Source organism: Mucilaginibacter sp. P2_D11 (assembly GCF_056404435.1).
This window is the reverse complement of record NZ_JBFUEA010000011.1, coordinates 83,175-105,695: the sequence shown is the minus strand read 5'-3', so window position 1 is coordinate 105,695 and position 22,521 is coordinate 83,175. Positions and strand designations below refer to the sequence as shown.

17 protein-coding genes are annotated in these 22,521 nt (G+C 47.3%); 12 read left to right on the top strand and 5 right to left on the bottom strand.

Translation table 11 applies throughout. The annotated features are described in order from the left end of the window. Positions 1-211: 211 nt before the first annotated feature. Positions 212-2,026, bottom strand: a complete 1,815-nt coding sequence (locus AC1DXC_RS18105) for an AsmA family protein (RefSeq protein WP_477460580.1) — start codon at positions 2,024-2,026, stop codon at positions 212-214. A gap of 148 nt (positions 2,027-2,174) precedes the next feature. On the opposite strand from AC1DXC_RS18105, the gene miaB reads away from it, so the two are divergent. From miaB to AC1DXC_RS18060, 9 genes are all read left to right on the top strand, one after another. Further along, entirely contained in the window at positions 2,175-3,620 is a 1,446-nt protein-coding gene (gene miaB, locus AC1DXC_RS18100) for a tRNA (N6-isopentenyl adenosine(37)-C2)-methylthiotransferase MiaB (protein ID WP_477460579.1), read from the top strand. Between the two features lie 62 nt (positions 3,621-3,682). Next, positions 3,683-4,054, top strand: coding sequence for a four helix bundle protein (locus tag AC1DXC_RS18095; protein ID WP_477460578.1), 372 nt, complete (start codon positions 3,683-3,685; stop codon positions 4,052-4,054). 32 nt (positions 4,055-4,086) lie between these two features. Next, entirely contained in the window at positions 4,087-5,337 is a 1,251-nt protein-coding gene (locus tag AC1DXC_RS18090) for a sigma-54 interaction domain-containing protein (RefSeq protein WP_477460577.1), read from the top strand. Between the two features lie 13 nt (positions 5,338-5,350). Next, positions 5,351-5,866 (top strand): LptE family protein, encoded by a 516-nt coding sequence (locus AC1DXC_RS18085; protein ID WP_477460576.1) that lies wholly within the window; start codon positions 5,351-5,353, stop codon positions 5,864-5,866. A 21-nt stretch (positions 5,867-5,887) separates the two neighbouring features. Then, positions 5,888-7,588, top strand: a complete 1,701-nt coding sequence (locus AC1DXC_RS18080; RefSeq protein ID WP_477460575.1) for a hypothetical protein — start codon at positions 5,888-5,890, stop codon at positions 7,586-7,588. Positions 7,589-7,600: 12 nt separating this feature from the next. Next, on the top strand, positions 7,601-7,957 hold the full coding sequence (secG, locus tag AC1DXC_RS18075; RefSeq protein ID WP_477460574.1) for a preprotein translocase subunit SecG: 357 nt from the start codon (positions 7,601-7,603) through the stop codon (positions 7,955-7,957). 223 nt (positions 7,958-8,180) lie between these two features. Beyond that, a complete protein-coding gene (locus AC1DXC_RS18070) occupies positions 8,181-8,477 on the top strand; it encodes a co-chaperone GroES (RefSeq protein WP_133230047.1) in 297 nt (98 codons plus the stop codon). 187 nt (positions 8,478-8,664) lie between these two features. After that, on the top strand, positions 8,665-10,299 hold the full coding sequence (groL, locus tag AC1DXC_RS18065; protein WP_477460573.1) for a chaperonin GroEL: 1,635 nt from the start codon (positions 8,665-8,667) through the stop codon (positions 10,297-10,299). A gap of 364 nt (positions 10,300-10,663) precedes the next feature. Further along, positions 10,664-11,449 carry a mechanosensitive ion channel family protein gene (locus tag AC1DXC_RS18060; RefSeq protein ID WP_477460572.1) on the top strand — a complete coding sequence of 262 codons (786 nt, stop codon included), beginning with the start codon at positions 10,664-10,666 and terminating at the stop codon, positions 11,447-11,449. A 102-nt stretch (positions 11,450-11,551) separates the two neighbouring features. Here AC1DXC_RS18060 and AC1DXC_RS18055 read toward each other — a convergent pair whose 3' ends face one another. Next, positions 11,552-13,189 carry a S8 family serine peptidase gene (locus AC1DXC_RS18055; protein WP_477460571.1) on the bottom strand — a complete coding sequence of 546 codons (1,638 nt, stop codon included), beginning with the start codon at positions 13,187-13,189 and terminating at the stop codon, positions 11,552-11,554. Between the two features lie 23 nt (positions 13,190-13,212). After that, positions 13,213-14,754, bottom strand: coding sequence for an L-piperidine-6-carboxylate dehydrogenase (gene amaB / locus AC1DXC_RS18050; protein ID WP_477460570.1), 1,542 nt, complete (start codon positions 14,752-14,754; stop codon positions 13,213-13,215). A 237-nt stretch (positions 14,755-14,991) separates the two neighbouring features. On the opposite strand from amaB, the gene AC1DXC_RS18045 reads away from it, so the two are divergent. The 3 genes from AC1DXC_RS18045 to AC1DXC_RS18035 all read left to right on the top strand — a co-directional run bounded on the left by AC1DXC_RS18045 (position 14,992) and on the right by AC1DXC_RS18035 (position 17,676). After that, complete coding sequence (locus AC1DXC_RS18045) at positions 14,992-16,395, top strand: tetratricopeptide repeat protein (protein WP_477460569.1); 1,404 nt, start codon at positions 14,992-14,994, stop codon at positions 16,393-16,395. 251 nt (positions 16,396-16,646) lie between these two features. Further along, on the top strand, positions 16,647-17,405 hold the full coding sequence (locus AC1DXC_RS18040) for a phosphosulfolactate synthase (RefSeq protein WP_477460568.1): 759 nt from the start codon (positions 16,647-16,649) through the stop codon (positions 17,403-17,405). Positions 17,406-17,439: 34 nt separating this feature from the next. Further along, the gene (locus AC1DXC_RS18035) at positions 17,440-17,676 is read left to right on the top strand and encodes a hypothetical protein (RefSeq protein ID WP_477460567.1); all 237 of its coding nucleotides are present in this window, start codon (positions 17,440-17,442) and stop codon (positions 17,674-17,676) included. A gap of 9 nt (positions 17,677-17,685) precedes the next feature. Here AC1DXC_RS18035 and AC1DXC_RS18030 read toward each other — a convergent pair whose 3' ends face one another. Then, on the bottom strand, positions 17,686-18,255 hold the full coding sequence (locus AC1DXC_RS18030; RefSeq protein ID WP_477460566.1) for a hypothetical protein: 570 nt from the start codon (positions 18,253-18,255) through the stop codon (positions 17,686-17,688). Between the two features lie 3 nt (positions 18,256-18,258). Next, positions 18,259-22,506 (bottom strand): T9SS type B sorting domain-containing protein, encoded by a 4,248-nt coding sequence (locus tag AC1DXC_RS18025; RefSeq protein ID WP_477460565.1) that lies wholly within the window; start codon positions 22,504-22,506, stop codon positions 18,259-18,261. Positions 22,507-22,521: the final 15 nt, after the last annotated feature.

Sequence of the window (22,521 nt, the reverse complement as noted above, 5' to 3'; positions counted from 1 at the left end):
TAAAAAACTATGTCATTGCGAGCGATAGCGTGGCAACCTCATAGGACATTCGAATGTGCAAAGTTAACCAGGCGTATGAGCGTCCTATGAGGTTGCCGCGTCGCTCCTATCGCACAACTCCCACGCTGCTCCTCGCAATGACAATGAGTGAAAGGATATGCAAGTCGCTCTGCCTAGCGGGAGGTTGCTCCGTGCCTTGTGACGATTTTATTTACCCTTTCTTCTTCGCTTCCTCTTTCTTCTTTTTCAACGCTTCTTTAAACTTCTTATCCTCTTCTTCTTTCTTCTTCTTGGCATCTTTTAACAAATCTTCCTGCTCTTTGCGGGCATCGTCGGCGCTTTGTTTTTTGAATTTTTCCTCCTGAGCCTTGCCTACGCCGGCGCAGGGTTTTATTCCGCTGAGGATAGTTTGCCACACCGTTTTAAAGAAAGGAAAATTTGCCGGCCTAATGAACATCACCTTTGCCGAGCGCGGCACGTTGTTGCCATCATCCGGGTTATCGTGCTTAATGATAAAGGCGTTTGCCAGCGTAGTAATGACGGATTTTTTGGTATAATCTTTCCGCAGTACATCTATCTGCAGGTTGTTGTATAAAAACGATACCGTACCCGTAGAGGTTTTTTGCGTGCTGCGAATATTAAAATCGAGGCTTTTTACCCTTCCCGATGTTACCTTAACCAACGATAGCGGTACTATTGCCGGGTTGGCCTCTGCGATATCCATTGGCCCCAAATGCCCTTTATAACTGTAGCTGTAAGCCGCATCACTTAAATTAAAATTGAATGACAGACTGAATTTTCCTTTCCCCATAAAATAACTGGTAAGGTTTGCCGTGGCTATGTTGTTCTTTTTCAGTTGTTCCTGTTTATTGGTAAGGTTTAAAAACCGGGCATTGATGTTGTTGAAAAATATCCTCCCGGTTTTCATGGGGCCTTTATTGAGCTGCCGATACGTGGTGCTGAAGTTTTTCAGGTCGAGGGTATCCAAATTAAACTTAGCCTTAACAGCATGGCGGATGGCCCAGTGCGGAAAGGTGACCAGCCTGTCGGTAGTTTTCAAGGGGCCGTTGTAGTTGCTGTACACCTCAAAAAAACCTTTATACATGGTCAACTTGGATACATCCAGGTCCTGGTTTTTTTGATAGCTCATGTAATCGAACTTGCTAAAAACCATCGAATCTACCCGCAGGGTAAAGCGGTCGTCCTTTACTTTATTAAAGAAAGTGGTATGGTCCACCGGTTGCAGGTTTAGCCCGGTTACTATTAGTCGAGCCGTTTGGGTAGACAGCATTACCGATCTAACTTTGAAGGTATACAATCCATCCGCCGACTTACTGCTATAGTTGTATAGCTCTGTCCTCACATCCTTACAAAACAAAAACCGCGAGGTGTCTTTTTGCGTGGCGGAATCTATCAGCAAATCTGTGGCTTTCAGGTTTAATTCTTTAAAAGCTGATACAGCAATCTTAGGCCCGGTGTAGTCTTTATATTTTAGTTTTACATCGTTCAAATAGATCTCGCCTACATTGATCAGCTGGAGCGATTTGGAGATCTTTTGCCAAAGGGTGCGCTTATCTTTTTTTGCCGTATCGGGTTTCTGGTTTGGGTGATAGCTCACCTCCACATCCGGCGCATTCAGCGTAATACGGCCAATGTTCAGCCTCTTTTTAAAGTACAGCGTAAGCAGTTGCATGTGCGATACCACCAGGCGCTTCACCTGCAATTCGTACAGGTTATTTGGGGCGGTGCCTTGTTTTTTCTTAAGGTTGTAAGCGGCGGTATCTACGCTAAGTTTGATATCGTAGAGGGTGGCAGTGCCGCGGAGGATGTGCAGATCGGTGTTACCTATGTCTACCCGGTAAAGGCTGTCGCTGCTTTTTAGAACCTGGCTTTTAATTTTATCAGCCAGTTTTGGGGCAAAATAGCTATTGGCGAATAGCGCGGCTATCAGCGTTATGCCCAATATGGAGAGCACTACAATAAGGGATATTTTTTGCCAGCGTTGCCGGAGTAGTTTAAACGCCATTTATAGGGTAATTTATTTATGCCGAATGATGAGCCTCTTTAAAGGGCTTTGTTCTAACAATAAAACATTCATTTTGTTAGTCGCTGACAAACTGTCACATCATTAACTAAAATTTTGTATTTTTGCCCTTCAATTTTTAAGGATGACGATGGATTTGCTTATACCGGATAAGGCACATGACGAGAGCAGGCAGGGCGAGGCTTTGGTATTGAAGCCCGTTGGCAAAAATAACGGGCGCAAGCTTTATATAGAAAGCTATGGCTGCGCCATGAATTTTTCCGACAGCGAGATAGTAGCTTCGATACTGGCCGACAGCGGGTTTGAAACCACCGGCGATTTTAATAATGCCGATGTGGTGTTCATCAACACCTGCTCTATCCGCGAAAATGCGGAGGTGCGCGTGCGTAACCGCCTCAAAGAATTTGCAGGTGCCAAGTTTAAAAACCCGGGCATGGTGGTTGGCGTTTTAGGCTGCATGGCCGAACGTTTAAAAGCCAAGTTTTTAGAGGAAGAAAAACTGGTAGACGTAGTTGTGGGTCCCGATGCCTACCGCGACCTGCCAAACCTGATAGAACAGGTAGACGGTGGCCAGCGCGCGGTGAACGTACTGCTAAGCCGTGAAGAAACCTATGCCGATATCAGCCCGGTGCGCTTGAATAGTAATGGCATCAATGCCTTTGTATCTATTATGCGTGGCTGCGATAATATGTGCTCGTTTTGTGTAGTGCCCTTTACCCGCGGCCGCGAGCGTAGTCGTGATGCTGTTTCGATAGTAAAGGAATGCACCGAGTTGTTTAATCAGGGCTACCGCGAGGTTACGCTATTGGGACAGAATGTGGACTCGTATAAATGGACAGCACCGGTAGCGGAGGCTGAAACTTTAGCTGCTGGCGATGAGGTGAAGATTGTCAACTTTGCCAACCTGTTGGAGATGGTTGCCTTAATCAACCCCGATTTGCGCGTGCGTTTCTCTACCTCGCACCCAAAGGATATTACCGACGAGGTGTTGTACACCATTGCTAAATACGATAACATTTGCAATTATATTCACCTGCCGGTGCAAAGCGGTAACAGCAGAATATTGGAGCTGATGAACCGCACGTACGATCGTGACTGGTACATCAACCGTATTGATGCTATCCGCAGGATAATACCTGAATGCGCGATATCTACCGATATGATTACCGGTTTCTGTACCGAAACAGACGAGGAGCATAATGATAGCGTAAGCATGATGGATTACGTGAAGTACGATTTTGCCTACATGTTTAAATATAGCGAGCGCCCCGGCACTTTAGCCGCCAAGCGTTATGCAGATGATATACCCGAAACCATTAAACAAGCACGTTTGGCCGAGATTGTGGCCAAGCAGCAACAATACTCGTACTACCGCATGCAGGCACGTTTAGGCAAGTTAGAAAAAGTGCTGATAGAAGGCTTCTCCAAAAAATCGAACAATGACTATTGCGGCCGCAGCGACCAAAACGCCATGGTAATATTCCCTGTAACGGAAGGATACAAACCGGGCCAATACGCAAATGTGTTGGTAGAACGGACTACATCGGCAACGCTGATAGGAAGAATAGTGGGATAGAAGCAAGAAGTCAAGAATCAAGAGTCAAGAATCAAGAGACAAGAAAAAAAGCGAAGACCGGTATGAGACATAACTTTAAAAACTTAAAGGTTTGGCAGAAATCGATGGACCTTACAGATATGACTTTTGAATACTGCAAAAACTTGCCTGTTGATGAACGCTTCAACCTTATCGATCAAATCAACAGAAGCTCTTGTTCTGTACCTTCAAACATAGCTGAAGGTTCTGGAAAAAATACAGATAAACATTTCGGCGAATTTTTATCTATTTCTATTTCGTCTTCGTTCGAGTTAGAAACCCAATTATTAATATGCGAGCGACGGAACTACGGAAAGGCAGACAAATTGAAAGTGTGTCTGGAACTAGTTTCGGAAGTTCAAAAAATGCTCTTTTCGTTTAGAGAATATATCTTGAATAAGGAGCCAAACTCTTGATTCTTGGCTCTTAACTCTTGATTCTAATATACATGGAAATACAAGAAATTAAAAATCGCTTCGGTATCATTGGCAATTCGCCTTTGCTTAACCGGGCAATCAATATAGCTAACCAGGTATCTCCAACAGATATTTCGGTTTTGATAACCGGCGAGAGTGGTAGCGGCAAGGAAGTGTTTTCGCACATCATCCACCAGATGAGTCCGCGTAAGCACGGGCCGTTCATAGCGGTAAACTGTGGGGCCATACCCGAAGGCACTATCGATTCGGAACTCTTCGGGCACGAGAAGGGTGCCTATACAGGTGCCGTGGGCGAGCGTAAAGGTTATTTCGAAACCGTAAATGGCGGTACCATCTTTTTGGATGAGATTGCCGAAATGCCCTTAGGCACTCAAGCCCGCTTGCTGCGCGTGCTGGAATCGGGCCAGTACATCCGTGTAGGGTCATCTAAAGTAGAGAAAACCAATGTGCGCGTTATAGCCGCGACCAACGTAGATGTATATGATGCAGTGAAAGCAGGTAAATTCCGCGAGGATCTGTACTACCGCTTAAACACCGTGCCGCTGCGCATACCACCCCTGCGCGACAGGAAGGAAGATATTTTCCTGTTGTTTCGCAAGTTTACAGCCGATTTTACCGATAAATACCGCACGCCGCCCATTCAGCTGGATGAGGATGCGCAACAGGTGCTCATTAATTATACCTGGCCAGGCAACGTCCGTCAGTTAAAGAATATGGCCGAGCAACTGGCCGTGTTGGAACGCGACCGAATTATTACCGCTGCAACTTTGCTCACCTACATCCCGCACGAAACGGGCCGGAGTAACTTGCCTATGCGCCTGGATAACCAACCCAAAGAAGATTTCTCGGAACGTGACATTCTGTACAAGGTATTGTTCGATATGAAGCGCGACATGGTGGAACTGAAGAAGCTAGTTGCCGATATCATTGAACATGGCGGCGTGAGCGTTAACCATCAAAATCACTCGCAAACGCTTACGCAATTGTATCGCGACATTGAATTACCGCAAAGCAATCATCAGGAACCACAATTCACTTTGCAAAAGCCGGTAACAGCAGGTATCAACAGCGGCAATGCCGATGCTTACAATATTACGCACGATGCCGAGGAGGTGGAAGAATCGCTCTCGCTGGTGGATAAAGAATCGGACCTGATACGCAAGGCCCTCAAAAAGCATAAAGGCAAACGCAAACTGGCGGCAAACGAACTAGGCATTTCAGAAAGAACCTTGTACCGTAAAATAAAAGAGTTAAATTTATAGTTATCATAGGTATATGACTAAAAAGCTATTTTTATTATCGGTTGCGGCAAGCCTGGTAATATTGTTCAACTCCTGCTCGGTATCGCTCAATGGCTCAGCCGTGCCGAAGGAGCTTAAAACCATTAATATACAATATTTCGAAAACTCGGCCCCCCTGGTAGTAAACACGCTTAGTCAGAGTTTTACAGAAGCATTGAAGAATCGCATACGCACCCAAACCAGCATTAGTATTGTAAGGGGGGAGGCCGATGCCACCATCTCGGGAGCTATAACAGGTTATAGCTATGCGCCTATTTCGATACAGGCAACCAACAACAATACGGCACCAATTGCCGGGGCCAGCCGCCTAACCATAACCGTAACGGTAAAATTTACCTACGATAAGGATAAAAAGCTTAATTTTGAGCAAGCGTTCACCAAGTCGAAAGATTTTACGGGCGATATTGCATCGCAGGAACAGCAGCTGATATTGGATATCAACAAACAGCTCACCGACGATATTTTTAACAAGGCGTTTAATAATTGGTAAGCATTTTGTAGTTTTAGCAAGGTGGAGCAAAATATAGATAACAGGCATAAGGAAATTTTGTGGGACCTGCTGGCTAACCCGGCCGAGAACGGCCAGTTATATAAGCATAATTTAGAGCGGCTGGTGCAGGATAACCCGCAGAGCGGCCTATTGCAGGTAATGTATGCACGATCGGGCCAAACGCCCGATGTACGCCGGGCATCTGCCTATTTTAGCCCTAAAACGCTATATAAAATACTGCACGATGCCGATGACCTGCTGCCCGTAGCGCGCGAGCGGATAAACAAAGGCCTTAATGGCGTGCACGCTGCCGAGCCCGAAAACTACTTCAACAGCGGCCCTGCTTCCGAAGTAGAAGACTCAGTTACCCGCCCCATCAATATCCCAACAATTTATCAGGATGAGCCTGTTGTTGCGCCATCTCCTTTAGATGCCGTAGAGAACCTTCCCGCATTTGACGAAAGCAAGGCAGAGCCGGTTTATACACCCGCACCGGCAGCAGCCATTACGCAGCCATCAGCACATGAGGACGACGACGAGGAGGAATATGATAATCCCTGGGATTTTTCGAAACTAGACGATGTTAAGGCTGTAGAAGTTGACGCTTCGGCAGAGCCTGTGCCTGTTGTTGCAGAAGCACCGGATGCCGAGCCAATTAAGCCTGCTCCTGAGCCTGAAACCCTTGCGCCGGTGATGCCGCCAAAGGCGGAAGATATTACTACGCCAACAACTGTTGCGGAGGCGCCCGTTGGGGATAAGCCGGCAGAAAATCAGATAACACAGCCGGCAGATGTATCGTCGTTCGATACCTATCAGCCCGAGAACGTTTTCCATAAGCAAGACTACATTACAGACGAAGTTTACAACGAGATAGTAAGCATAGATGATATAGGTGTAGAAAGCCTCAGCAATAAATTTGCCGAAGACGAACTACCAGAAGATACTATAGCAGATACAGCGGATGAAGATGTAGCTACCCAGCAGAGCTTTATAGATGCCGAAACTGAAAAGCTCATTTATGGCAACATCGCCGCTACAGATTACCTGTCATTCGATAAAAAACTGGATGAGCTGCGCACCGGTGGCACAGTATCGGAACCGGAAGCTGAAACTCCTGCTGCGCCGCAGCCCGTTATTGCAGAAACCCTTGTTACAGAAGCACCGCGGGCAGAACTGCCTATTGCAGCCGCATTGGTAGAAAAAGAGCAGGATATGGTTTCCAAGTACAACGATGAAACTCTACCATACAGCTTTATGTGGTGGTTGGATAAAACGCGTAAAGAGCATGCCGCGGCATACCAACCATACGCACCGGCTGTACAAAGCAATACCTCAGCTAACAGGGGAGGCACAGATGAGTTGCAGCAGCAGTATTTTGCCAATATATTCAACCTTACGTCTGTCAGCAGCATAGGCAATATAGAGCCGCCGATGGTAGAATTCGACCCAGCTAAGAAAGAGGACGTAATTATCGAACGCTTCATCCATACTGATCCGCAGATAAAACCGCTTTCGCCAGATAAGCTGGATAACGAGAATAAAGCCAGGAAAAGCGCCGAAGACCAGGATGCTATGGTGACCGAAACCCTGGCCCGCATTTACGGCGACCAGATGTTATACCATAAAGCCATAGCTACTTATAAAAAATTGATGTTGAAAATACCGGAAAAAAAGCTTTACTTTGCAGCCCAGATTGAACAGTTAGAAAAGAAAATCAATTAATAAATAAAAGAAATGTACTTATTCTTAATCATCCTCACCATCATTATATGCTTTCTTTTGGGCCTTATCGTATTGATACAGAACCCTAAAGGCGGTGGTTTGTCATCAAATTTCGCAGGCTCTTCGCAATTAATGGGTGTGCAAAAAACAGGCGACTTTTTGGAGAAAGGTACCTGGGCATTGGCTATCAGCATTATGGTGCTTGCACTTGTTATCAACGTAACGGTAAAAGGCGGCGTACAAAAAACGCAGGATCAGGGCCTTACTAAAGAGCAGATCCAAAAAATGTCTAAGCCGGCTACTTCTACACCGCAGCAACAGGTATTGCCTGGCCCTACTGCTACACCGGCTGGTACAACAAAACCGTAAGTTATTTACGAAGATATTATCAGGAGGCTCTGGATTTTTTCCAGGGCCTTTTTTGGCTAATTACGGGGCTGACACGATGGCACGCGCATGTTAAACCATTGTTACCATAGGCAGGGTAACTAATATAAATCTGACAATAAAACAGGAAAGGCTGCCTTGGCATAATTGATGTGAAAAACTATAACGAAAACTTAAAATTATAATTTCAACAAATAGTATTACTATGTCATTAAACATTAAACCAAGTGCAGACAGGGTGGTTGTACAAGCCGCTGCTGCCGAAACTAAAACTGCTTCGGGCATTTACGTTCCCGAAACAGCGCAGGAAAAACCACAAAAAGGCACGGTAGTGGCTGTTGGCCCTGGTAAATATGCCGACTTGTCTGGCACGCTAATCCCGATGTCCGTTAAAGTTGGTGACGAAATCCTATACGGAAAATATGCCGGTACCGAAGTTACCGTTGACGGTAAAGAGTACCTGATCATGCGCGAATCTGATATCTACGCGGTATTTAATTAATTGTTGAAAGGTTGTAAAGTTGAAACGTTGGAAGGTTAGCCCTGCACGTTCAACAAAATTTCAACCTTAAACTCACACGAAAAAAAACAAGCAGTTCGAAGGTTATAGCGATGTGATGCTGGAAATATCACAGACCACATTGAAACTTTTCAACCTTTAAACATTACAACATTCAAACAACAAAAAAATGGCAAAACAAGTTAAATATAATGTTGAGGCACGCGACGCTTTAAAACGCGGTGTTGATATACTGGCTAACGCAGTTAAAGTAACATTAGGCCCTAAAGGCCGTCACGTAATCATCGACAAGAAATTCGGCTCACCGGCTATCACCAAAGATGGTGTTACCGTAGCTAAAGAAATAGAACTGAAGGACCCTATCGAAAACATGGGTGCGCAAATGGTTAAAGAAGTAGCCTCTAAAACTGCTGATATTGCAGGTGATGGTACTACTACAGCTACCGTTTTGGCCCAGGCTATCGTAACTTCAGGTATCAAAAACGTTGCAGCCGGTGCTAACCCAATGGACTTAAAACGCGGTATTGACAAAGCTGTTGCAGCTGTTGTTGCCGACCTGAAAGCTCAGAAACAAGATGTTGGCGACGATTTCGAAAAAATAAAACAAGTAGCGTCTATCTCTGCAAATAACGACGAAGTTATTGGCGAGATGATTGCTGATGCGATGAAAAAAGTAGGTACAAGCGGTGTTATCACTGTTGAAGAAGCAAAAGGCACCGAAACCGAAGTGAAAACCGTAGAAGGTATGCAATTCGATCGTGGTTACCTTTCTCCTTACTTCGTAACCAACTCCGAAAAAATGGAAGTTGAGTTAGATAACCCATACATCCTTATCTACGATAAAAAAATCTCTTCGATGAAAGAGATTCTGCCTATCCTGGAGAAACAGGTACAAACCGGCAAACCATTGCTGATTATTGCCGAAGACCTTGATGGCGAAGCATTGGCTACTTTGGTTGTTAACAAAATCCGCGGTTCGCTGAAAGTTGCTGCTGTAAAAGCACCAGGCTTTGGCGATCGCCGTAAGGCTATGTTAGAAGATATCGCCGTATTGACAGGCGGTACCGTTATTTCTGAAGAAAGAGGCTACAAACTGGAGAGCGCTGACCTGAGCATGCTTGGCCAGGCCGAAAGGATTTCTGTAGATAAAGACAATACTACTATCGTAAACGGTGCCGGCGATTCGGATTTGATCAAAGCGAGAGTTAACGAAATCCGTGCGCAGATAGAAACCACTACTTCTGATTACGACAAGGAAAAACTGCAGGAGCGTTTAGCTAAATTAAGCGGCGGTGTTGCTGTGCTTTACATCGGTGCTGCTTCTGAAGTAGAGATGAAAGAAAAGAAAGACCGTGTAGACGATGCTTTACATGCAACCCGTGCGGCTGTAGAAGAAGGTATCGTAGCAGGTGGTGGCGTTGCCTTCATCCGCGCGGTAGCTGCTTTAGCAAACCTTAAAGGTGCCAACGACGATGAGAACACTGGTATCCAGATCATCCGTCGCGCTATAGAAGAGCCACTTCGCCAGATCTGCCAAAACGCAGGTGTTGAAGGTTCTATCGTAGTACAAAAGGTTAAAGAAGGCACAGGCGATTTCGGTTACAACGCACGTACCGATGTTTACGAGAACCTAATTGGCGCCGGTGTTATCGACCCAACTAAAGTTGGCCGTGTAGCATTAGAAAACGCAGCTTCTATCGCATCGATGCTGTTGACCACCGAGTGTGTGTTGGCCGACGATCCGGAAGACGAAAAAGGCGGCATGCCACCAATGGGCGGCGGCGGCATGGGCGGCATGATGTAATATCAGAAGCCCCCCGGCCCCCTAAAGGGGTAGTATAATTTGAAAACCCTGTCTGATAAAACAGACAGGGTTTTTGTTTGGATGATATTCTGTACAGTGGGAAATAGCATTTATGCGCCAACGGCACTGGTTTTAAGCAGTTCCAAGCAGCAAAAGCCACTATATGTGAAATTTTCGTAACTATATTATTATTCGGGTAGTTAGGCATAGCGTTTGAATAAGGTATAGTACTATGAAAAACTTAAAAAACAAAAAGACACAAATACACAGCCGCATAGTAGAGTGGGTGCTGTTTAAAGGCCCGGAGCTATTCGTGGCTTTCTATAGCTAATAAGCAAATTTTCCTTAATTTTGGCCCCCATCTATGGAGCTAAAAGAATTCTATACCGCTTTCCATCAATGGTTGATACACCGCGGGCCTGACTACGCAGCAGGCATAATCGTATTTTTTGTAGGTTTATGGTTTATTCGCTTCCTTAAAAGCCGCCTGCATAGCCGTATGGACCGCAACCAGGTCCACTCTTCGCTGAGGCCGTTCTTCTTAAGTTTATCTATTACCGCTCTTTATATACTGCTCATTATCTCCGTGATGAATATCATCGGCTTCGAGCTTACGGTATTCACCACCATCATCGGTGCATTCTCGGTTGCGGCCGGTTTGGCGCTTTCGGGAACGTTCCAGAATTTTGCGGGCGGGGTGCTTATCCTGCTGCTGAAACCTTTTGAGATAGATGACAGCATTGTTGCGCAAGGGCAGGATGGGAAGGTAACCTCGATACAGATCTTTTATACTGTATTACTTACTGCCGATAATAAAACTGTTATTATCCCCAACGGGAAACTGTTTAACGAAGTAATTGTAAACGTTACCCGCGAAGGCCGCCGCCGACTTGATTTTGAAATAAAACTGGGCTATGCCGCCAATGTAACGCAGGTTAAGCAGATTATCAATGATGCGATAGAAGCCATCCCCGCTATTTTGCACGAACCCGCTACCCGCGTAGGTGTTGTAGCACTGGAAATAGATGGCGTAAGGTTTACCATAAACGTTTGGGTGGAGCCAGCCAACTTCCTGGCCACCAAAATAGAGTTGCAGGAACGCATCGTAATAGCCCTGGCCGAAGCGGGGGTAAAGTTACCGGGCGTGTAGGGTGAGTTTGCATCTGTTAGTGAAACATATAAATAACAAAGCCGGCCTGTTGAGGGCCGGCTTTGTTGCGTTAATGGCTATTCGTGGTTCGCCGGGATATCGTTATATCACAACTTTTTCGCCTTTTAGTTTTGATGCTGCAAGCAATGCCCGGTAAGCATTTACGATGCCGCCGGTTTTAGATAGGCTGGTAAAAGCTACTTTATCCTTTGTGCCTGGTTTAAGCACCATGGTGCTGGTTAACGGCGTTGCCGATTCGAGCAGTACTTGTTTCAATTGCTTTGCGCTAAGGGTTGGGTAATACTCTAAAACCAATGCTGCAATACCTGCGGTAATGGGCGAGGCAAAGCTGGTGCCATCTGCCGTGTTGAATTCGGCATCGGTATCAACCATGGTTACTTTTACCCCCGGCGCAAATACATCTACGTTGTGCTTGCCGTAATTGCTAAAGCTGCCTGCCAGGTTTTCATCGAACTTTGCAGACGATGCGCCCACGCTGATTAAGTTATCTGCATCGGTACTGCTGCCATCGGCAAAAATATCGTTAGGGTATTCGGGGCTTGCATCCATATCCAGGTTATCGTTGCCCGATGCCTGTATCAGCAGCACGTCCTTGGATGCGGCGTACTTGATGGCAGCATCAACCCAATCTTTATGCGGCGACAGCTTCTTGCCAAAGCTCATGTTGATGATATTGGCACCGTTATCTACCGCGTAGCGTATGGCGTTGGCAATATCTTTGTCGTATTCGTCGCCGTTGGGTACTGCTTTAATGGCCATAATGCGCACATTATCAGCTACGCCGTTGATGCCGTAGCCATTGTTGCGCACAGCGGCTATCAGGCCGGCTACGCCGGTGCCGTGCGATGCATCTGCAAATTTGAGCAAGCCGCTACCATAGGGCTTGCCATCCTGTACGTTAGGGTCGTCGCCTACAATGCGTTTACGGGCATCCAAGTCGGGGTTAACATCATTGTTCAGTTTGGCCAGGTACTCGCTAAGGTCAGATATGATCTTGGCGTTGGTAGCGCCGCCGCCCTCCTGGTCGAAAACCGATTGCCAAACATATTTGCTTTGGTTAATGGTATCGTTGCTGGCTTTTATGCGCGCAAGGTCCTTCACCGTAAAAGATGCATCGGTTTTTAGGCCCAATGCGCGTTTGATGTAGCCGCTGGTCGCCATCAGGGCGTTCATGGCAGGCTGCAGCTGCTCAATCTCGTCCTTAGATTTCTTTACCGTGGTTTCGTAAATGAGCTTCACTTTTTCCCAGTAGGCAAATTCTTTTTCGCTACCTGCGGGTGCGCTTACCAGGGTGCCATATTTTTCTTTCAGCCGGTTGTACTCGCGTACTTCCTCGGTGGTTTCGGTAAAATCACATTTGCCGCCGGGTCCGCCCAAAAAGTTCCAGCCGTGTATGTCGTCTACATAGCCGTTATGGTCATCATCAATGCCGTTGCCGGGGATTTCCTTGGTGTTGGTCCACAGGATAGGTTTCAGGTCGGCTTGTGCGGTGTCAATTCCGCTATCTATGGTGGCAACCACCACTTGCTTACTTTTTTTGCCGGTAACGAAGAGGTAAGCCTGCTTTGCGCTGATACCGAAAAAGCCATCGGTTTTCAGGTCCATCAGGTGCCAGGCTTTTGGCGGTTCGGGCGCGGATACCTGGGCAAAGCTGTTAAAGTTGCTTAGAAGTGCGCCGCACAACACCGCGCCGGAGAATAATCTGCCAAATTTGTGCATAGATATATACTGGGTTTAAAATGTTAAAGGTCGAATTTGATGCCTTGTGCTAAAGGCAACGTTTTTGAGTAGTTAATAGTATTGGTTTGGCGCCTCATGTACACTTTCCAGGCATCCGAGCCCGATTCGCGGCCGCCGCCGGTTTCTTTTTCCCCGCCGAACGCACCGCCAATTTCTGCCCCCGATGTGCCTATGTTTACGTTGGCAATGCCGCAATCAGAACCCGCGTAGGATAAAAATGTTTCTGCCTCGCGAAGGTTATTGGTCATGATGGCCGATGACAGGCCCTGCGGAACGCCGTTTTGCAATTCGATAGCTTCTTCGATGGTTTTGTATTTGACGAGGTACAATATAGGTGCGAAGGTTTCGTGCTGCACTATCTGGTAATGGTTCTCAACCTCGGCAATACAAGGTTTTACATAACAGCCCGATACGTACGCTTCGCCCTCCGGCTGGCCGCCCTCTACCACAAAGTTGCCGCCCTCGGCTTTACATTTTTCAATCGATGCTAAATACAAGGTAACTGCATCCTGATCGATCAGCGGGCCCATGTGGTTATTCTCGTTAAGCGGGTCGCCTATTTTTATTTGTTTATAGGCATTTACCAATTTCTGTTTAAAGGCCTCGTAAACGTTCTCGTGGATGATGAGCCTGCGCGTACTGGTGCAACGCTGCCCGGCAGTACCCACGGCACCGAATACCGCCCCGATGAGCGACATATCCAGGTCGGCATTTTCGGTAATAATAATAGCATTGTTGCCGCCAAGTTCAAGCAGGCTTTTGCCCAGGCGCGCGCCCACGGCGGCGCTTACGGCCTTGCCCATTCGGGTAGATCCCGTTGCAGAAACTAATGGTACGCGGGTATCGTTGGCCATTAATTCGCCAACTTCGCGGTCGCCTATTACCAGGCAGCTTACCCCTTCTTCAATATTGTTTGCTTTAAAAACAGCTTGGGCTATGTGCTGGCAGGCGATGGCTGTCAAAGGTGTTTTTTCTGATGGTTTCCAAACGCATACGTCGCCGCAAACCCAGGCCAGCATGGCGTTCCAGCTCCAAACCGCCACGGGGAAGTTGAAGGCGGATATAACGCCTACTATGCCCAGCGGGTGGTACTGCTCGTACATGCGGTGCTCGGGGCGTTCGCTGTGCATGGTAAGGCCGTATAGTTGGCGGCTAAGCCCCACGGCAAAATCGCAGATATCTATCATCTCCTGCACCTCGCCGTAGCCCTCCTGCAGGCTTTTGCCCATCTCGTAGCTTACCAGCGTACCCAGCTCTTTTTTGTTGGCGCGCAACTGCTCGCCTATCTGCCTTATAATCTCTCCGCGCTTTGGCGCAGGTATGGTTCGCCAGGTTTTGAAGGCTTTGGCAGCACACTGCACTACGGCATCATAATCGGCAGCGGTGGCCATCTTTACTGAAGCTATCTTCTTGCCATCGGTGGGCGAAAAGATGTCTTTAACCACCGCGTTAGGGCTGCTGCCCCAGTTGCTGCCGGTACTAAATGCTTCATTTATGTTGTTTATATGTAAATGATGAAGTACATCTGATATTATTAAACTCATAATCGTTACTTTTGTCAAAGGTAAAAATCTTTAGGGCAAATCAGATCAACCCGCCGGCCCATCCGCTCAAATGCTTCCTATTTATTATCAGGCACTTGTATGAGCGGCTGTTGAGAATGTGCGTATGTTGAAAACTTATTTGTTTTAACGATGCTTATTGTTGTAATTTAAACACATGTTTTAGGCCTTGCGGGATTAAAACCTCCCAGGGGATGTGTGTTCTGCAAATAAACTTGAATGGAAGAAGAATTTGAATTTGGTTTTACCGAAGATCCAAAGTTTTCGGTAGAACGGTACGAGGAAATGATCCGCAACCATGATCAGTACTTTTTTGATGCGCAGGCTTTTGAAAACATCATCGACTACTACATCGAAAAGAACGATCCGGCTAAGGCCCTGCAGGTATCAGAGTACGCACGCAACCAGCACCCCTTTGCAGCTGTCTTCCTGATAAAACAGGCACAACTGCTGGTGGTAACCAACCGGTCTACAGAGGCATTTGCCGCACTGGATAAGGCTGCTATGCTGGAAGCCAGCGATGCTGATATTTACATTATCCGCGGCAACCTGTACGAGAGTATGGAACGCAATGCCGAGGCATTGGAGAACTACGAAAAAGCGCTGGACCTGGCCGAAGAAACCGACGAAATACTACTGCACATTGCCTACGTTTACCAAAACATGGGCGATTACGATACCGCCATTACCTACCTTAAGCTATGCCTTAAGCAGAATATGGAAAACCAGGATGCCCTGTACGAACTGGCCTTTTGCTACGATGTGCTGGACAATCAGCAGGAGAGCGTGCAGTTTTATCAGCAATACATCGATAACGAGCCATACAGCTACGCCGCCTGGTACAACCTGGGCAACGCTTACACCAAGCTTAGCCTGTTCGAGAAAGCCATAGACGCTTACGATTACGCCATACTGATTAAAGACAGCTTTGCATCGGCCTATTTCAACAAAGGCAATGCCTTGGTGAACCTGGAAAAATATGCCGAAGCCATAGATGTTTACCGCGAAACTTTCGAATACGAGCAACCCAATGCCGATACCTATTGCGCTATTGGCGAGTGCTACGAGAAACTGGAGCAGATGGACGAGGCGCGTTCTTTCTATAAGAAATCGGTGAAGATGGATCCTAAGCTGGCCGATGCCTGGTTTGGCATTGGCGTAACATTGGATTTTGAGGAACGCTATTTTGAAGCCCTGCACTTTTACAAAAAGGCGCTGGATCTTGACATTGCCAACGCCGACTACTGGTTTGCCATTGCCGATGCCGAGTACAAGCTGGGTCACCTGCCCGAAGCAGAATCGGCCTATGAAAAAGTGGTGGAACTAAACCCGCTGGATGTAGATGCATGGTTGGACTACTCATCTATCCTTTACGAACAAAAACGGCTGGCAACGGCTATAGAAGTCATCTCATCGGCCATTAAGAACAACCCCGAGGCAGCAGAGCTTTACTATCGCATGGTGGCTTACCTGTTTGCCAAAGGCGAGTATAACGAAGCCTTGAACTTTTTGGAAATGGCCCTCACTTCGGACCCGGAGAAACATTTCATCCTGTTCGATTACCTGCCCCAACTGCAGGATAATAAAGTCATCGTCGATATCATCAACCGGTACACGAAATAGCGGATGTGCAGATATGTAGATTTCAAATGTGCAGATGAAGGAAAGTCATCTGCACATTTTTTTTGCCTTTAACATTTCTTTCTGCACATCGCCAGGCATCTGCGCATTGTAAAGCTTTTGTTAAGTTCTCAATAAATCTGCGCATCCTAAAAAATCGGCACATCTGATATTTGCACATCTGCACATCCTTGGCTTACCTTTGCGCCATTAATACTTTTAGTTATAAGCTATAACCAAACGCACATCTATACATGAACTATCATATAAACAACCTGCCCGAACGCACCGCGAAACCCCGTAATAAAGGCCTCACCATGGTGATGGACAAGGGCCTTAGTCTGCGCCAGGCAGAAGATTTTATTGAGATGGGCGCAGGTTATACCGATTTGGTAAAACTGGGCTGGGCAACCTCCTACGTATCGCCAAACCTTGATGCCAAGCTGAAGCTGTATAAAGATGCCGGTTTGCCGGTTTATTTCGGAGGAACGCTGTTCGAGGCGATGATCGTGCGCGGGCAGTTTGATGATTACCGCCGCATATTGGATAAATACCAGATGGAATATTGCGAGGTATCTGATGGCAGCATCAATATAGAGCATGACGAGAAATGCAATTACATCCGCGAACTGAGTAAGCAGATTACCGTAATATCCGAAGTGGGTTCTAAGGATATCCAAAAAATATTCGCCCCCTATAAATGGATAAAGTTGATGAACGCCGAGATAGAAGCCGGCAGCTGGAAGGTAATTGCCGAAGCGCGCGAAAGCGGCAACGTAGGCATCTACCGCGACTCTGGCGAAGTAAGGCAAGGGCTGGTAGATGAGATACTCACCCAAATCCCCGAAGAAATGATTATTTGGGAAGCGCCCCAAAAAGCGCAACAGGTGTGGTTCATCAAACTCATTGGCGCCAACGTAAGCCTCGGCAACATCGCCCCGGCAGATATCATCCCCCTGGAAACGCTAAGGCTGGGGATAAGGAGCGATACGTTCGAGCACTTTTTGAAGTAAAAGCGTATCTTTAATCCAAAGCCAATCTGTAAGCATGGTCAAAGTTATTATTTACGCCATTATAGCCCTGCCACTTATTGTGTGGTTTATAGTATCCAGTAAAAAGAAATCCAAATGGGGCTTAAATTTAGGCCGTGTGGTTTGCCCGGTATGTGGCACAAAGCAGCCTATTTTCAGGATGCCCGCCAATAGAGAGCAGGCCATGTGGGGTGGAACAACCTGCCCCAAATGCCACACCAATCTGGATAAGTATGGCAATATTATTTCTTGATATGTACCCTTAACCGCTAATTATCCCTCTGCAAAAATCGCGCAATTGATCATCACGCGTTTCATCCCCGGCAATTTGCTCTACTAAATGCATGTACTTCTCTTCATGGTATCGCATGAGCCCCAAAATACATTCGACATAGGTTAAGAAGAAGCTGCCCCGCTCCTCCAGTTTTTTCAATTGGATTTTTTCTGCCGACTCCGATTCCATATATTTTAAAAGATTAGCCGCCTTCCATGCAAGTTCTCCCTTATTATTAATAATCCATTCTTCTAACCTGGAGATAAAATTTCGAGGCACATCAAACTCGTCATCAACGGAACTTTCTTCCAATAAATTGATCGCAGCATATAAATAATCTGTTAGCCAGGCATCTTTTTCATCGGCTAAACTAATTTGAAGAAGGAGCGGAGCTATAAATGCTGCGTTTTTAAGCTCGGAAAGTAAAGAAGCAAACTTGTTAGTGTTTTCTATTTTATTGGGTTGGGCAATTAGCACGATCAGTTCACTTTTAAGCGTTGCAAAATTGTCAACTAAGACATCGTACAGAGTGTTCAGTTTGTGATTTATTTCAGCCACGGTTTACCTTATAAGCGTAATATATCCCGTTATCGCAGGCGTAGTTTTATCCAGGTTGATAACGTAGTAGTAGGTGCCGAATGGCAGGCGTTTGCCTTTTCGGGTGCCGTCCCAGGTATCGGCAGCGCCTTTTGCGGAGTGATATACCTCGGCCCCCCAGCGGTTAAACACTTTAACGTATGCATCCGGGTAATCTGCCAGGTTGCCAATTTCCCATTTATCATTGTAACCATCGCCATTTGGCGTGAAAATGTTGGGTATCACCAAATGCACCTGTACGGTTACCTTTACAGTTGCGGTGTTTATGCACCCACTTGCCGAGCGCACCGTTAAGGTGTAAATAGTAGTTTTATCAGGTGTGGCGGTGGGGTTAAGTACTTTCGTGTTATCTAACCCGGCCGATGGGCTCCAGGTAATATCCGTGCCCTTACCTGCCGAAGTGCTTGCGCTCAGTTGTACGCTATTGCCTTTCTCTATAATCTTATCGCCGCCGCCATTAACAACAGGTATGGGGTTTATTACCATGCTGATGCTGTTGCTGGTGGCAATACCCGGTACGGCGCAATGCGCATTGCTGGTAACCTTACAGGTTACCACATCGTTATTGGCTAGTGTGCTGCTGGCAAAGGTGTTGCGGTTGGTGCCTGCGTTTGCGCCGTTTATTTGCCATTGGTAAGCTGGGCTATTGCCGCCGTTCGTTGGCGTAGCGGCAAAGGTGATTGTTGTACCGTAGCACACATTGTTCGCATCGTTGGCTATAGTTACCGATGGGCTAACCGGGCTGGCCACATTTATGGTGATGCTGTTGCTGGTGGCCGTTGGCACGGTAGTACAGGTGGCATTGCTGGTGATAACGCATTGCACCACATCGCCGCTGATAAGCGAATTGATGGCGAATGATGCGCTGTTACCGCCCACGCTGCTGCCGTTAAGCAGCCATTGGTAAGCAGGTGCTGTGCCACCGTTTATGGCCGTGGCCGTAAAGCCAACCGTCTCGCCCGGGCAAATGTCCGTTGCTGATGCCGCGATAATTGCCGACGGCGTTAAATAGGGATTTACTACCATGGTAACCGTGTTGCTGGCAGCAGGTACCGGCGTGGCACATAGCGCATTACTTGTCAACAAGCAGCTTACCTTATCGCCATTGGCCAGCGCGCTGCTGCTGAAAGTATTGCTATTATTGCCGGCATTAATACCGTTTACCTTCCATTGGTAAACCGGCGTGCTGCCGCCGTTTACCGGCGTTGCCGTAAAAGTAACGTTAGCGCCGGTGCAAATGGTGCTTTGCGAAGCTGATATGCTAACCGATGCCGGACGGGTAGGGTTTACAAGCATGGTTATGCTATTGCTGCTTGCGGTTACAGGCACGGCACATTTGGCGTTGCTGGTTATGCGGCAGCTTACCACATCGTTATTGGCCAGCGTGCTGCTCACGAAGGTGCTGCTGTTACTGCCTGTATTTGCGCCATTTACCAGCCATTGGTATATGGGCGTAGTGCCGCCGTTGGTTGGTGTGGCCGTAAAGGTAACCGAGGTGCCCGCACAGATATTGTTCCCCGATGCTGAAATGGTTACCGAAGGGCTCACCGGCGTGTTTACGATGATACTGATGCTGTTGCTACCGGCGGTTGGGGCAGCGCTGCATGGGGCATTGCTGGTTACTATGCAGGTTACTACATCGTTGTTAGCCAGAGCGGTGCTGGCAAATGTGGCGCTGTTGCTGCCCACATTACTGCCGTTTACCTTCCATTGGTAGGCCGGGTTGGCCCCGCTGTTCAAAGCCGTTGCCGTAAAGGTGATATTATCTCCCGGGCATATGTTATTGGTAGATGCGACGATGCTTACGGAGGGGCTGAGGTAAGGGTTAACCACCATGGTAACCGTGTTGCTGGTTACAGGCGGCGTGCCGCATGGGTTGGGGGTGCCGGTAAATATGCAGGTAACATTATCGCCATTGGCCAGCACACTGCTGCTGAAAGTATTGCTGTTAGTGCCGGCGTTTACGCCGTTTACCTGCCATTGATAAACGGGGTTGCTGCCGCCGTTTACCGGTGTTGCCGTAAAGGTTACGTTGCTGCCCGCGCATATGTTGTTTTGCGATGCTGCTATGCTCACCGAAACAGGCGGGCTTTGGGTTACCACCATGGTAATGGTGTTACTGGTAACGCTTTGCTGTGTCAGGCATGTGCCGCTTACGGTTACCGTGCAGGTTACTTTGTCGCCATTAGCAAACCCGCCACTACCGTAAGTGAGGCTGTTGGGGGTGCCTGCGTTTAGGCCATTAACCTGCCACTGATAAGTAGCGTTGGCTCCGGCGTTTGTTACTGTAGCGGTGAAGTGAACAAATATACCCGGGCAAATATTGTTTTCTGAGGCTGTAATGCTGATGGTTGGCGGGGCAGTGCTGTTAACCGTCATGGTGATAACGTTGCTGGTAACGCCGGGCGGATTGGCGCAAGGGGCGCTGCTGGTCAACACGCAGGTTACCTTGTCATTATCGGCAAGGGTGCTGCTGCTGAAGCTGGCACTGTTGGTGCCCGCGTTTACGCCATTTACCCGCCATTGATAAGCGGGCGAACCGCCGCCGTTTACCGGCGTTGCTGTAAATGTTACCAAAGTACCTGCGCACACGTTAGTCGCTGATGCTGCAATGGAAACTGAAGGCGTTACGCTGCTGCTCACTTCCACATGCACGTTGGCAACATCCACGCAGCCATCGGCGCTCGTTATCTCAACGGTGTAATCAGTACTTACCGCAGGCGATGCCTTTGGGTTAGCGATGTTCGGATTATCAAGCCCAGTGGCAGGCGACCATTTGTAGCTGACACCGCCGTAGGCCGTTAATTGTACCGGCGACGAAGGGCAGGTTTCTACCTCGCTATTTTTTACGTTGCTCGATTTAAAATCCGAAAAGAAACCGTAAAGTGTCCCGCTGTTCGTGCCTCCATTGATAAAGCCCAGCGAAAAATTCCCGGCGGAATTAGAAAAATTAAGCGCGCTGCCGGAGCTAACTGCGTTGCTGAGGTCAATCCGGGAGGTAACATATGCGCCTCCTGTGCCGGGCACCACAAAAAAATCACTGGCTTTAATCAGCGAATTGTCGCCGTTGACGCTAAAGCTATTCTGAAGGCCGTTTTTGGTGGTTATCAAAACAGCAAACAACTCATCCTTGCTCCGCACGATACTTACCGATTTGGAACCCGTGCAATTCAATTTAGGGATTACTGCCGAACCCACTTCGCAGCCATTGCCTGTTAAATGGTAAACGTATATTTTCTTGTCGGATCGTATGTAAGTGCTGGTGTTGGTTAAATTGAATATGGTCGATTGCCCTTTAGATAACGTTGCCGATGGGCCGGTACCACCATCAATGTAAATGGATGTACCATCTTCAACCGCCATCACATAAATATTATCGTTGGGTACTAAGAATCCTCTGGTAACGATGTACTCTGTGCCCAGTACGTCGGTTGGTACGGCCTGGTCACCAATAAGATCGGCACAGCTGGATACCTGCACCAAGTCATCTTTCAGGGTTATGGCAATGAGATTATCTGATGATATATACGAGCCATGCAGGTGCCCGCTTGCCGCGCCGCTTGTTGCTACGGCCGAAAAAGTTTGCCCGGCGTTCAGCGTAATGGTGAAAGGGATACCGGCGTTATGTCCTACGATGTTTTGTTTAGGGTTGATGGTGACATGGGTATTATCCTTAGTTGCCACGATATCGAAAGAGTTGGCAGCTGCGCTGTAGGCGGTAGATTCATCGTACGTGTACTGAGACGAGATAAAAAATTCCGTGCCGAGCGCATTTTTTCCTTTCAGCGAAAATATCTCGGGGTTGCAATTGCAAAAGCCGCTCACCACTTCGTAATAGGCTGTTATATCGGCGGTTGATTTAATAAGCAAGCCTTTATTTAGAGTAGTATTTGCGGGTGCGTTTTGCAATTGGTTTATCCAGGGGGTAAGGTCTACGCTGGCGGTAGCATTTGGGCCAATATCCTTTATAATAGGTATAAATGATGGGTCGGCAGGCATGGAAATCGTTACCGTAGCCTGCGACGCAGCTGTAGTGATACGAAGCGCGATAGGTTTATTGAAATCGCGGTTGGCATCGTAAACATTGGGCACCACAAACCAAAATTCATTGTCTGTTTGCGCCGAAGCCAGGTGCGGCAGCAATACAATAAGCCCAAATAAAAATGCTTTCAGGAAGAGCAGGCTGTATTTAGCAGGCTTAGGATGTTTCATTAGGGGCATATAGCT